The 12276-nt window shown below is 69.1% G+C and carries 9 protein-coding genes and 4 pseudogenes; 10 read left to right on the top strand and 3 right to left on the bottom strand.

Features of this window, described 5'->3' with window-relative positions:
- The first annotated feature begins 313 nt into the window (after nt 1–313).
- On the top strand, nt 314–796 hold the full coding sequence (locus ACZ37P_RS25520; protein ID WP_467348760.1) for a hypothetical protein: 483 nt from the start codon (nt 314–316) through the stop codon (nt 794–796).
- Between the two features lie 58 nt (nt 797–854).
- Nucleotides 855–1190 carry a hypothetical protein gene (locus ACZ37P_RS25525; RefSeq protein WP_401722310.1) on the top strand — a complete coding sequence of 112 codons (336 nt, stop codon included), beginning with the start codon at nt 855–857 and terminating at the stop codon, nt 1188–1190.
- Between the two features lie 132 nt (nt 1191–1322).
- Here ACZ37P_RS25525 and ACZ37P_RS25530 read toward each other — a convergent pair.
- Nucleotides 1323–1888: pseudogene (locus ACZ37P_RS25530) on the bottom strand (helix-turn-helix domain-containing protein); the annotation flags it as partial.
- A gap of 142 nt (nt 1889–2030) precedes the next feature.
- Nucleotides 2031–2438, bottom strand: coding sequence for a DUF3224 domain-containing protein (locus tag ACZ37P_RS25535; protein ID WP_402711984.1), 408 nt, complete (start codon nt 2436–2438; stop codon nt 2031–2033).
- 255 nt (nt 2439–2693) lie between these two features.
- Here ACZ37P_RS25535 and ACZ37P_RS25540 point away from each other — a divergent pair, with 255 nt between their 5' ends.
- Nucleotides 2694–3083: a hypothetical protein gene (locus ACZ37P_RS25540; RefSeq protein WP_355345467.1), complete on the top strand. Its 390-nt coding sequence runs from the start codon at nt 2694–2696 to the stop codon at nt 3081–3083.
- Between the two features lie 286 nt (nt 3084–3369).
- Here the strand turns inward: ACZ37P_RS25540 and ACZ37P_RS25545 are convergent, their stop codons facing one another.
- Nucleotides 3370–3771: a hypothetical protein gene (locus tag ACZ37P_RS25545; protein WP_355345470.1), complete on the bottom strand. Its 402-nt coding sequence runs from the start codon at nt 3769–3771 to the stop codon at nt 3370–3372.
- 419 nt (nt 3772–4190) lie between these two features.
- Between ACZ37P_RS25545 and ACZ37P_RS25550 the strand changes: the two are divergent.
- The 7 genes and pseudogenes from ACZ37P_RS25550 to ACZ37P_RS25580 form a co-directional block, all read left to right on the top strand.
- Nucleotides 4191–4370: pseudogene (locus ACZ37P_RS25550) on the top strand (transposase); the annotation flags it as partial.
- Between the two features lie 527 nt (nt 4371–4897).
- Nucleotides 4898–6644: pseudogene (locus ACZ37P_RS25555) on the top strand (non-ribosomal peptide synthetase); the annotation flags it as partial.
- 75 nt (nt 6645–6719) lie between these two features.
- Nucleotides 6720–8132: a condensation domain-containing protein gene (locus ACZ37P_RS25560; protein WP_467348809.1), complete on the top strand. Its 1413-nt coding sequence runs from the start codon at nt 6720–6722 to the stop codon at nt 8130–8132.
- Nucleotides 8129–9159, top strand: a pseudogene (locus tag ACZ37P_RS25565) (AMP-binding protein); the annotation flags it as partial. The gene ACZ37P_RS25560 and the pseudogene ACZ37P_RS25565, both read left to right, overlap by 4 nt.
- Before the next feature lie 126 nt (nt 9160–9285).
- Nucleotides 9286–11178: a thioester reductase domain-containing protein gene (locus tag ACZ37P_RS25570; RefSeq protein ID WP_467348811.1), complete on the top strand. Its 1893-nt coding sequence runs from the start codon at nt 9286–9288 to the stop codon at nt 11176–11178.
- Nucleotides 11179–11191: 13 nt separating this feature from the next.
- Nucleotides 11192–11389: an MbtH family protein gene (locus ACZ37P_RS25575; RefSeq protein ID WP_467348763.1), complete on the top strand. Its 198-nt coding sequence runs from the start codon at nt 11192–11194 to the stop codon at nt 11387–11389.
- A 113-nt stretch (nt 11390–11502) separates the two neighbouring features.
- Nucleotides 11503–12252 (top strand): class I SAM-dependent methyltransferase, encoded by a 750-nt coding sequence (locus tag ACZ37P_RS25580; RefSeq protein ID WP_467348765.1) that lies wholly within the window; start codon nt 11503–11505, stop codon nt 12250–12252.
- The last annotated feature ends 24 nt before the right edge of the window (nt 12253–12276 follow it).

Consider the following 12276-nt stretch of genomic DNA (forward strand, 5'->3'; position numbering starts at 1 on the left):
CCGATGTAAGTGACGCCCCATACAGGACGTCGCCCGTCTCGCCGATAGATGTGCGCCATACTCGACCTGCAGAGCCGCGAAGAGGTCATCACGCAAGTGCATTCTGGATACATCTTGATCCATTGGTGCAGCCAGCCCGACAACCGATGATCATTGAGTTCCGTTCACATGCAGCACACCCAGAGGAGGGACGTCCGAAACCGAACCACAGGTCGGAAACGTTGAATCACCCACACCGTTAATGAATTGACTCGACCTCGACTGCCTTCATAGATTTCTCACAACAAAGACAAAGAGAAATCACGGAGGCCCCATGAAGCTGACCATGCGCACAACGACAAAAATCGCCGCCGCATTGGGCGCACTTATCATTTCCGGAGGTGTATCCACCGCCGCGCAAGCGGCGCCGGTCCAGCCAGCAGTGCTCAGCCCGACCGCGTGCAACGGCCAGACAGCGGGGCACATCGTTAAGTGGTACGCGCCTCACGTGCCGTACGCACTTGTACCGCTTCGGTGTGGAAGCAGCACCTGGGGTTTCAACCACATTCATTCCAAGCACTGGTCCGCCCACGTCGACGAGGATATTGCCAACACGTTGACATACTTCACCTCTACTGTCCCGCAAGGGGGGAATTCCATAGCGTTCATCCTCCGTGACCTGGCCCCCTGCGAAGGTCAGTTCCGGGTTGTGGTCCAGTTCAACAGCTACGGGTCCACCGGCATCAAGGGGATCATCACCGCCTACCACGAGAACTCGATAACGCTCCATCGCGGTGAAGTCCAGCCGGCGTGCTGACAACTCGGCATCTGCGGAAAACTGCCGGACCGCAGTTCGAAGAAGGTACAGTGGCGGCATGGTAGGCGAAGAATTCCCACCCGCCGAGACAACGCGGCTCGTCGCGGAGAAGATGAAAGGTCTAACCGGCCATTCCCCACAGGCAGGCGCCCTCCGCATCATCGACGCGCAGGGTACGGGGACGAGGTGGCCGATCCGCGTCCGGGGGACGGTCGAATCAGACCAATGGCAGTCGGCCCGGACCTGGGAGACGGAGTTCGTCCCGGAGGACACGCTCGCCGGGGAGTCTGCGGAGGGGAACGCCTCCGCCCTCGCGGACTGTTTCCTCATCCTCGTCATCGAAGACCTGGCAGTGGGACCTGTTCCCGGCATCCAGGAGATCCTTCAGCCCTGATCCGCAACCCTCCGCCACAGGCGCGTGGAGGGGACGGCCCACGCGCCAAGTCCGCGGCTGCGAGTTCCTGCTCCCCCGATTCGTTCGGTGTGGACGACCTGGGTGACCGCCTGCACCGTGCATGGCCCGATTTCAGGCAGTGATGTTGCGGTCGGAGACGATGCCTGCGATGGCTCGATAGGTGTCGGAGAGGCGGTCACGGCGATGGGTCCAGCTATGGAGCTGCTTCCAGCGTTTGTGATCGGCGAGGGCGCGTCCGACGGTGATTCGGTCGGACGCGTGGCCGTGGCGGTCTCGTTCCCACTGTTCCACTCTGCCGGGTAGTGCCCCCGGGCGGGGTTTTCTCGGAGGGGTGATCGCTTGCCCACGGTGGTCGCGGCTCAGGCCCAGGCAAACTGCTTCTTCTTGCCCGAGACGAACGCGCGCCGTCCGCCGCAGCCGGCCGGTGGCCGGCGGACCTGAACCTCGGTGGCGTCCAAACGCAGCTCGACGCCTTCGGCCCGGGCGTAGGCAAACACATCCGTCAGCGTCCGAAGCCGCAGGCCGGGGCGGTCGGGAACTGCGCACCCCCGCTCCGCCAGGAGCGTGCGCATCTCTCCGATCGCCCGGGTAACGGTGGACCGGTCGACGCCGAACAGCAGCCCCAGCGCCGAGTGCTGCAGGTTGTGCCGCGGATGGATCAGCGTCGCCACCAGCCGGCCGTGTTCATGCCCGAGGAATCCCCGTACGAGTGATCACGTTCGGAGCGTCGTTCGGCGTCGGTAAGAGGAGTGACCACCCGGCCGGTCAGGAGAAGGAAGACCAGCGGATGTCAGGCGGCTCCGTTCCAAAGCCTGCCGCTCAGCCGAGTTGGTAGTCGAACCAGATACGGTGCGTGCCGTCAGCCTCCACAGCCATCCCGCCAGCGCCAGCGATCCCCGCCAACTCGCCGGTGCCGCTTGAGGGCACGATGGTGAAGAACTCCGCAGTGCGGTCGTTGCCAGACGTTGTCGCCGAGTGCGCGAAGTTGAAGGAACCCTGCCGACCGTGCAGCGATCCGTCGAACGACTCCATGGCAATGTACGTGCCCACGCCGGTCGTCTGGTCGAACGCGGAAGTGAACAAGGTCGCCGAGCGGCCGGTTGCCTCCCCCTCGTAGTGCTTCTCCATGGTCGCGACACCGACCGGCAGCGCCGTGGATACGGCTGGCCCGGGCTTCAGCTCGGTAGGGACGAACGCTTTGACGGTGAAGGTTGCCGTAGCTCTCATGCGTCGACCGTACCGAGGGGGTCTGACAATCAAGCAGCACCTGAGGCAACCCCAGCCCCCAAGGAGACTTTAAAGAACAAGCTAAATGCCTGTTTCGGAACCTCAATCATCAAGGGGAGGCCATGGCAGTTCATCGGCTACCGATACTCGAAGGTGGCTTGACCCTGTCGGTTACTGGCCCGGGTGGCTGTCGCATGCCTGCCTGTCCCTTTACTGTGTCCGTGCCGTAAGTCCCCGAGACAAGGAGACAACCCCATGGTCGCGTCAGCGTTACGTCAGCAGTTCGAACCGACCCTGCGCAAGGACCGTCGTCCCCGGCGGTTGGCGCGGCGTGCCATCCTCGGAAGCTCTCTCACCGCCGTATTCACGGCGGTAATGCTCACCGTCACCCAGTCCGCCGCCTATGCCGGCGGCCCCTACCTCTGGGCGAACGACGGCAACATAGGTCAGCGCATGACCGTGTGCGCTCAGACCCTCGATGTCCGTAGCTCCTACGGCGGCACGCCGTTCAACCATCTCACTTACGGACAAACGTTCACCGTGCACCAGAACTATGCGGAGTTCGGCAGCGAGTACGTGCGGGGCTTCGCCTGGGGCAACGTGAACGCGGAGGGTTTCGTGCAGAACGGCTGGTTCTGCTTTTAGAGGTGAGCCCTCGGTTCCTCCGAATCAGGCAAGACCCTGGGCCAAGGTGCCCCTGGAGAACATGAGAACGATCAAGGTCCCGAGCGTTTTCGGTGGGTCCGGGGCGGAGAGGCTGATCAGCGTCGCGGCTCCGCTCCCTCCCATCACACCAGCCTCAGAGGTTCCGTTCGGGGAACGGCCGCCGTGACCGTTCCCCGCGGGGGCCCGCACCCAGGTGGCATGTCGACCAACCTGTGGGTGCGGGCCCGTATCAGTTCAAGACGTTGGCGGCCATCGGGCGTGTCCGTCAGTGCCAAGCCGAGCATTTCTGACCGGATGCGGGACCATTCTCCGTGCATGCCCTGATCCACACGGGATGGCTGTAGTGGAATTCGCCGGTGACGAAGTGCACCGATGTCCCCGCGCCCTTGCGAGCACAGTAGTTGTAGGCCGAGTTGGAGGCCTTGATGATCTCTCCGCAGCCGCTGTGCCTGTCGGCCTTGGTGTCGTAGACCTGGCCAGCCACCTTGGCCGTACTCCCGCTCCAGCAGATGGATGCAGCGATCTTCGCCCCGGTGGTCGAGGCGGTGGCGTCACGACACTTCCAGGACTGCGGGGCCGACTGTGCCGGCGCCGCCAGACCTAAGCCGACCAACCCCGCAAGCGCGACGGTGGCCGTGATCGTGGTGATGTGCCTGCGTACCTTCACGTAACCCGTTCCTCTCAAAACGTGGGGCTCAACGTCCGCCCGTAGCCCCTTCAAACACCGTTGCCCAACCCGAAGAGAAGGAGCGAGAAGAATCCCGGCCAACCTGGGTGCAATGGGATGTGGGATGTTCACGGCGCGAGGGAGGGGCGGTCATGCAGTAACGCAGTTGGCCTGAGACATAGCACCGTCAAGATCACATCGGCGGTGTGGCTGGCCCACGCCTGCCATGCCCATGGGCTCGGTGTCTGCCTCGCCGCTGTCCGCCCGGGCGGCGCGGTTCCCCGCTCTGGCTTGGTCATCGTGAAAGGGATGAGACCACAGCCCCCATGTGGTCATGTGCGTTGTCGAGACGCTGTTGATCATGCAAGGCCGCGGGGGTGAGTCTGCTGAACGGTGCTGTCCGCGTCGAGTCCCTGACCATGTTGTCGCGGTTCCGGGCCGACTTCTACGATCGCTTGACCGCCCGTGCGGACGCGCTGTTCGAGCTGGCCGACGCCGTGCTCTGCACGGACGGACCGGTGTGGTCGCTGGTCGACCTGGCGCTGGCGCCCGAGCATCGCCGTGGGCACGGTTCCCTGTACGCCGGCCTGAACCGCGGCGGGTTGAACAAGCCGGTCTGGCTGTGGTGGTCACGCACCGGCGCCACCGACGCCGACGTCGCACGCCCGCCCGGGTCCCGCGCGGGTTCCGGCACCTCCGCACGACGACTGGTCCTCCAGCCGGTGTACCGAAACCCACCACGCCCGGCCCCGGCCGCCCACCCGGCTCAAAGAACCGCCTCGCCGTTCTCGTCCGGGCCACCGCTGCCGCCCGCGCATGGTCGGTCTGTTGTTGACAGCGCCGACTTTTTAACAGTCCCGATCTGGCAGACCCCGTATTCGGCAAGGTCGCCGCACCAAGCTGGGAGGAGTCCGCAGCACGTACCGGCCGGGACGCGCCGGTACGGTCCGAGCCGGCATCGTCACTTTCCTTGACGGGCCCGCGGAGCTGCCGAGCCTGCGGATTCCGTCCCTGGCAGCCGTCATCGGATCAGCACGGATCCCAGCCAGGAGACCGCAGCCATCTGTCAGGACACAACGCCAAGGACGTGAGTGTGACGAGTGCGCAGAAACCGGCCGATGCCACCATGGCAGCTGAACCGGCCCTCACCGTACCGACGGCTTTCGAGCGGCAGGCGCGGGTGGCGCCGGACGCTGTCGCGGTGGCCGGGGACGACGGCGAGCTAACCTACGCACAACTGGACGCGCGCGCCGACCGCCTCGCCGCGCTACTTGCCGCGCACGGCGTCCGGGCCGGCGACATCGTCGCCTTCGCCCTCCCACGCTCGGCCGACTACGCCGTCACCGTGCTGGCGATCCTCAAGGCCGGAGCTGCGTACCTCCCGCTCGACGCAGCCTATCCGGAGGACCGGATCGCCCTGATGCTCAACGACGCGAAACCCGCCGCGCTGGTCACCCGACGGGGGATCGCCGCTCGCCTCGGTACCGACACGACGGCCGGCCGGCCCGCATGGATCATCCTGGACGACCCGGCGTTCCTGCGCTCCCTCACCGGGACGCGCCGGGGCCGTACGGAGGATGGGCGCGGGCCTATGAGCGGCAGCGGTGACGACTCGGCATATGTGATGTACACCTCCGGCTCCACCGGGCGCCCCAAGGGGGTGATCACCACACACGCCAACATCCTCGCGCTCGCCTCCGACCGCCTTTTCAGCACTCCCGCGCACCGCGCGGTGCTCGTGCACTCCCCGCAAACCTTCGACGCCGCGACTTACGAACTGTGGGTGCCGCTGCTGAACGGCGGCCGGGCCATAATGATGGCGGACGCCCTCGACTCCGACCGGCTGGGCGCCGTCGTCACCGCGAGCGGCGCTTCGGCCGTCTTCCTCACCACGGCGCTGTTCAACGTCATCACCGGCGGACCTCGCAGGTCTGGACGAGGTACTGACGGGCGGCGAGACCTGTTCACCGCAGGCCATGCGGGCTTTCCTTCGCGCCGCTCCGCGCACCGTGCTGCGTCATGTGTACGGCCCGACCGAGACCACCACCTTCGCCACCCAGCAGCGAGTTACCACAGCGGACGCGGCCGGTCCGTCCATCCCGATCGGCGGCCCGCTCGACACGGAGCGGCTCTTCGTACTTGACACCCGGTTACGGCCGGTGGCGGCCGGAGAGGTCGGCGAGCTCTTCATCGCCGGGGCGGGAGTCGCCCGCGGGTACCTGCGCCGACCGGAGACCACGGCCGAGCGCTTCGTGGCCTGTCCCTTCGGCGCGCCGGGCGAGCGGATGTACCGCACCGGCGACCTCGTACGCTCGCTGCCGGAGAGCGTCGTGGACTTCATAGGCCGCGCCGACGCCCAAGTCAAAGTGCGCGGGCACCGCATCGAGCCCGGCGAGGTCGAGGCCGCCCTGCTGGGCAGGCCGGAGGTGGCGCAGGCGGCCGTGGTCGTCCATCAGACAGGCCCCGACGACAAACGGCTGGTGGCGTACGTACGTCCGCGCGGCGCCCTGGAGAGCGCCGGGATCCGGGCCTCCCTGCGCCGTACACTGCCGCCCCACCTGGTGCCGGACGCCGTCATCCCGTTGGACGCGCTGCCCCTCAACGCCCACGGCAAGGTGGACCGCGCCCTCCTCGCGGACCGCCCGCTGCCGGACGGGCCGACGAACGCCGCAGCCGGGGACGACGAGCCACGGAACCGGGTCGCCGCGTTGTGGAGCGCGCTGGGGCTGCCCCCGGTGGAGCAGGGCGCCGCCTTCCTCGACTCGGGCGCCAACTCTCTCCAGATCACCCGGTTCACCTACTTGCTGCGCCGCGAGTTCGGCGTCGGCCTCCCGATCCGCACCGTCTTTGACGCCGGCTCGCTCGGCGCGGTCGCCGACCTGGTCAGCGCGGCCCGCCGCGGGGATCCCGGAAGCGGACCGAGGCCGCCGGAAGCGGGCCCGCGCCGCATGGAGCGGCGCCCTGACCCGCTTCCGCTGTCCCCCGGCCAGGCCCGGCTCTGGCACCTCAACCAGCTCGACCCCGGCCCCGCCTACCACGTGCCGCTGCTCATTCCGGTGGACGGCCCGGTGGACCCGGACGGCCTGCGGGCGGCGCTGAGCGCCTTGGTCGAGCGACATGAGAGCCTGCGCACTATCTTCCCGGTGCTGGACGGGGAGCCCGTCCAGCACGTCCTGGCGCCCGGCGACTGCCCGTTGGCGCTACGGACGCAGCGCGTCGAGCCGGACGGGATCGACGTCGCGGTGCGGGAGGCAGTGGCCGAGCCGTTCGACCTCACCAGTCAAGCGCCTCTACGGGCGTGGCTGTTGCGCGGCCGGTCCGACCTCGCCGGGTCGGTCCTGGTGCTGGTCGTGCATCACATCGCGTGCGACGGTTGGTCCGTGGGGCCGCTGGCCAGGGATCTGGCGGCCGCCTACCGGGCCGTTCTTGCCGGGCGGGCCGAGGCACCGCGCGAAGCACCCGCGCAGTACGCCGACTTCACCGTCTGGCAGGATCGGGCCTTCGGGGCCGGCGCCGACCCCGCCGGGCCCGCCGCCGACCAGCTCGCCTTCTGGGAGCAGACGCTGGCGGATCTGCCCGCCGAACTCCCGGGGCTGTACGGCCGCCCCGGGACGCCGGGCGCGCGAATGGGCGGCGGCAGCGGCTCGGTAGGCGCCTTCTGGCCCGCCGCCCTGCACCGAGAGCTGGTCGCGCTGGCACGCGGCAACGGGGCGACGCTGTTCATGGTGCTCCAGGCCGGGGTGGCCGCAGTGCTGGCCGAGTCGGCCGCAGCCACAGACCTCCCGCTGGGCACGGTGACGGCCGGCCGGAGCGACCCTCGGTGGGAGGAGGCGATCGGCTTCTTCGTCAACTCCCTCACATTACGCACCGACACATCCGGCGACCCCTCCTTCGCCGGACTCCTGGACCGCGTCCGGAGCACGGTGCTGGCTGCGTTCGAGCACCAGGACGTCCCCTTTGAACGGGTCGTGGAACGGCTCAACCCGCCGCGGAGTCTCGGCCGCAACCCGTTGTTCCAGACAGTCGTCGTGCTCCAGAACATCCCCTGGCCGACCGTCGATCTGGGCGTCCGTCCGGCCCACGTCATTGTGCCCCACAACGGTGCCGTGAAGTTCGACCTGCTGCTGGAGTTCTGGGAGCGGCGCGACCCCGCCGGCGAACTGTTCGGCCTCACCTGCGACGCCGAGTACGACCCGAGGCTGTACGACAGGGGCACGGTCGTCGCGGTCCTCGGCCGGCTCAGGCGCTTCCTCACCGCCGCCGTGGGTGACCCGGGACTATCGCTCAGCCGGCTCCTGGCCGCGTCCTTCGCGACGCCCACCGCCCACCCGGCCCGCACGGAAAGGAACCCCGCTCCATGACCACCACCCCGCCGTTGTCACACCTCTTCGAACGCCAGGCCGCCGCGCACCACAATGAGGCCGCGATCGGCGGCGCCCACGGCGCGCTGACGTACGGGCAGTTGAACGCCCGCGCAAACCGACTGGCCCGCCTTCTGGTGGACCGGCACGTCGGTCCCGGTACGACCGCCGCCCTGCTGCTGCCGCGCTCGACGGACCAGATCGTCGCCGTCCTGGCAGTGGTGAAGGCCGACGGGGCCTATCTGCCGCTCGATCCGGGCCATCCGCCAGCGCGACTGGCGCAGATGGCGGCGGACACGGCCCCGGCGCTCACCCTTACCCAGAGCCGCCTGCTCGACCGGCTGCCTGACGGCCTCGCCGCAAACGTGCTGCTCTTGGACGCCCCGCAGACGGCGAGGGAACTGGCTGCGGCCGCCCCCGACGACCTGGGCGACGCCGAGCGCACCCGCCCGCCGGCCGCGAGTGACCTGGCATATGTGATGTTCACCTCGGGTTCCAGCGGCGCCCCAAGGGCGTGATGGTCACCCAGGCCAACGTCGCTGCGCTGGTCCTGGACCCCCGCTTGCGCAGTGCCGCGCACAGCCGGGTGCTGGTCCACTCATCGTACGGGTTCGACGCCTCGACGTACGAGCTGTGGGCGCCGCTGCTCAGCGGCCACCAGGCGGTGCTGGCACCGGACGGACCACTCGACATCGCCGGGCTGGCCCACTGCATCGCGAAGTACCGCATCACCTCGCTGCTGCTCACCGCAAGCCTGCTGCAACTGGTTGCCCAAGAGGATCCGGGCTGCCTGGCAGGCGTCCGGGAGCTGTGGACCGGCGGGGAGGCGGTACCGGCCGCCGCGGTGCGCGAGGTGCTGGCGCACTGCCCCGATCTCACCGTCGTGGACGCCTATGGCCCCACCGAGACCACCGTAGCGGCCACCAGCCACCGGCTCCGGCTCCAGGGCGATGTGCGGGACCCGGTGCCGATCGGCCGCCCGCTCGGAGGCAGCCGGGTGTCCGTGCTCGACGCGCGTCTGCGCGAAGTGCCGGACGAAACCGTCGGCGAGCTGTACATCTCAGGGGAGGGCGTCGGGGACGGATACGTCGCCAGACCGGTGCTGACGGCCGCCCGCTTCGTCGCCTGCCCATTCGGGCTCCCCGGCGAGCGGATGTACCGCACCGGCGACCTCGGCTTCCGGTCGGCGGACGGCAACCTGGTCTTCGCCGGGCGCAACGACGATCAGGTGAAAGTTCGCGGGCGCCGCATCGAACCGGGCGAGGTGGAGGCCGCGCTGACCCGCCATCCCCAGGTGGGCCGGACCGCCGTCGTCGTCCACGGGGACTCACCCGCCGACAAGCGCCTCGTCGGCTACTTCACCGTCGACGGCGCTGGCCCCTCCGCCGAGTCCGTCCGCGGATACCTGGCCGCCGAGCTGCCCCCGCACCTCGTGCCCGACGTACTGGTCCGGCTGGACCGGCTTCCGCTCACCACCAGCGGGAAGACCGACCGGGCCGCTCTCGCCGCCAGGCCCCTCACTCCTGCCGCGGCCTCGCCCGCTGCGGCGCCGCAGGACGACACCGGCGAACAGGTGCTCGCTCTGTGGGCGCACTCCTTGGGCGGCCGCCGAGCCGGACCGCGTGACGACTTCTTCGCGCACGGCGGCACTTCGCTCCAGGCCACCCGGCTGGTCGCCCGCACGGTCAAGGCCTTCGGACTGCGCCCCGAGGACAGCCGCGCCGTACTCCAGGCGCTGCTGGCCAACCCAACCCCTGACGCACTGACCGCGGCCGTGCGCACCGCCCGCGCCGCGCCCTCCGTACCGGCCCGGCGGCGCATCCTCCCCGACTTCGCCGCCGAGTCGGACCCGGGCACCGCTCTCGACTTCGCCGCGACGCTGGCGTCCCGCGCGAGCGGCCCCCGCCAGGCACTGCTGACCGGGGCGACCGGCTTCCTCGGCGCCCACCTGATCGCCGCCCTCCTGGCGGACACGGATCTGACGGTGCACTGCCTGGTGCGGGCCGCGGACGACGCACAGGCACTGCTGCGGGTCAGGTCGGCCCTGCGGGGCAACGGCCTGGAAGTCGCGGACCGGGACGCCTCGCGGATCGTCGCCGTCGCCGGGGATCTGGCCGCCGACCGCCTGGGTCTCACCCCGGAGCGCTACCGGTGGCTCGCCGAGGAGACGGACCTCGTCTACCACAACGGCGCACAAGTGAACTTCCTCTACCCTTACTCCGCCCTCTCCCCGGTGAACGTCGGCGGCACGAGGGAGGTCGTCCGGTTCGCCGCCGTCGGCCGGACGAAGTCCGTCCACTACGTCTCCACCCAGGCGGTCTTCTCGGCCGCCGGCCTGTCCGGTGTCCGGGGCGTCCACGAGGGCAGCATCCCTGTCCACCCCGAGCACCTCTTCATGGGGTACCCCGAGACCAAGTGGGTGGCCGAGGAGCTGATCCGAAAGGCCGGAGCCCTCGGGTTGCCCTTCGCCATCTACCGGCCGCACGACGTCACCGGCCACTCCCGAACGGGGGCGTGGAAGACCGACGGCTTCCTGTGCAGCCTCATTAAGTCTTTCACCGATGTCGGAGCCGCCCCCGACATCCGGCTGCCGATGGACTTCACCCCGGTGGACACTGTTGCCCGCGCCATCGTCCGGCTCTCGCTGGACCGTCCGGCCAACGGCTCTGCGTACCACCTCAACAGCCCGCGCTACGCCCTGCTGGAAGACCTCGTCGAGCACCTCAACCAAGCCGGCCACACCGTCGACACCGTCCCGTGGAAGATATGGGTGGACCGTCTGGCCGCGCACGCCGCGCGGGACGCCGAGTCCCAGATAGCGCCGTTCCTGCCGCTGTTCACCGAACGCCTGGAGCAGTCCGGCACCAGCGTCCTCGAACTCTACCTTGAGGACCGGATGCCAGCGCTGTCCTGCACGCGGACCTGGGACACCGTCAGGGCGCTGACCGGCCAGGCGTGCCCCACCACCGACGAACTGCTCCCGAAATACGTCCGGGAGCTCACCCGCAGCGGATTCCTCGCCCCCATCGCACCTAAGGACGACTGATCAGGAGACAGCGATGACCGACAGCCCCTTTGACGACGAGGACGGCACGTTCCACGTGCTGCTCAACGAACAGGGCCGGTACTCCCTGTGGCCGGCCTTCGCCGAGATCCCGGACGGCTGGTCCGCGGTGGTCCGCTCCGCGCGCCGCCAGGAGTGCACGGCCTACATTGCCGCGCACTGGACCGACATGGGCCACCTCCCGGCCGGCTGACCCCGGCGCGCAGGGCCGGGTCAGCCGCGGGCCGCCCTCCCCGGGGGCTCCGCGCTGCGGCACGGAACCCCGGCCACCTCCGCCGTCCTCCAGCAAGGAAAAGACGTGACGACATGATGTCAAGTCAGTTCGATGCCCTGGCCCAGCTCTACGAGGACTTCTCGGCCCTACCCTTCCGCCAGCACCTGGAGTTCCCCACAGTCCTGGGGGCAGTCGGCACGGTGAACGCCGAGCGGAAGGTCCTGGACCTCGGCTGCGGCAGCGGGGTGTACAGCCGCATGCTGGCCGTACGCGGCGCGTTCGCGGTGACCGGGCTGGACGAGTCGGCAGGGATGATCGGCTACGCCCGGCGCCGCGAGGAGGCCGAGCGGCTCGGTATCCGCTACGTCGCCGGTCCGCTGCCCGCCGAACTGCACGGCACGTTCGACCTGGTGCTGGCCGTCTACGTGCTGCCGTACGCGAGCAGTTATCCGGAACTGGTGGACCTGTTCCGGACCGCGGCCGGAGCGCTGCGCACGGGAGGGGAGTTAGTGACGCTCCCGATCCATCCGGACGTTCCCGCCGACCCCGACTACTACTCCCGCTACGGCTTCCGGCTGAACCCCCTCCACGGGCGCGAGGACGGCGGCGAGGTCGACCTGCACATACTCTTCGGCTCCTACGACACCCATGTCACCGCGCACTACTGGAGCGCACCAACCCTGGAAAAGGCTCTCGCCGAGACCGGATTCGGTCCCTCCCAGTGGCACAGGCACCGGCTGTCGGACGCGGCCGCGGCTGGCTCCGACACGTTCTGGCGCCCCTATCTGGACGCCCCGCACGCGGGGCTGCTCACCGCCAAGCAACTGACGGGAAGGAGTTGACGACCGGCGAGGCCAGCCGGGAAC

This window comes from Streptomyces sp. NPDC024632 (assembly GCF_055559175.1).

Coding starts and splice junctions, on each gene's coding strand:
- ACZ37P_RS25540 (WP_355345467.1), top strand. CDS start 2,694: ATGGTCGCGTCAGCGTTACGTCAGCAGTTCGAACCGACCCTGCGCAAG.
- ACZ37P_RS25570 (WP_467348811.1), top strand. CDS start 9,286: ATGTACCGCACCGGCGACCTCGGCTTCCGGTCGGCGGACGGCAACCTG.
- ACZ37P_RS25520 (WP_467348760.1), top strand. CDS start 314: ATGAAGCTGACCATGCGCACAACGACAAAAATCGCCGCCGCATTGGGC.
- ACZ37P_RS25560 (WP_467348809.1), top strand. CDS start 6,720: ATGGAGCGGCGCCCTGACCCGCTTCCGCTGTCCCCCGGCCAGGCCCGG.
- ACZ37P_RS25580 (WP_467348765.1), top strand. CDS start 11,503: ATGATGTCAAGTCAGTTCGATGCCCTGGCCCAGCTCTACGAGGACTTC.
- ACZ37P_RS25535 (WP_402711984.1), bottom strand. CDS start 2,438: ATGAGAGCTACGGCAACCTTCACCGTCAAAGCGTTCGTCCCTACCGAG.
- ACZ37P_RS25575 (WP_467348763.1), top strand. CDS start 11,192: ATGACCGACAGCCCCTTTGACGACGAGGACGGCACGTTCCACGTGCTG.
- ACZ37P_RS25525 (WP_401722310.1), top strand. CDS start 855: ATGGTAGGCGAAGAATTCCCACCCGCCGAGACAACGCGGCTCGTCGCG.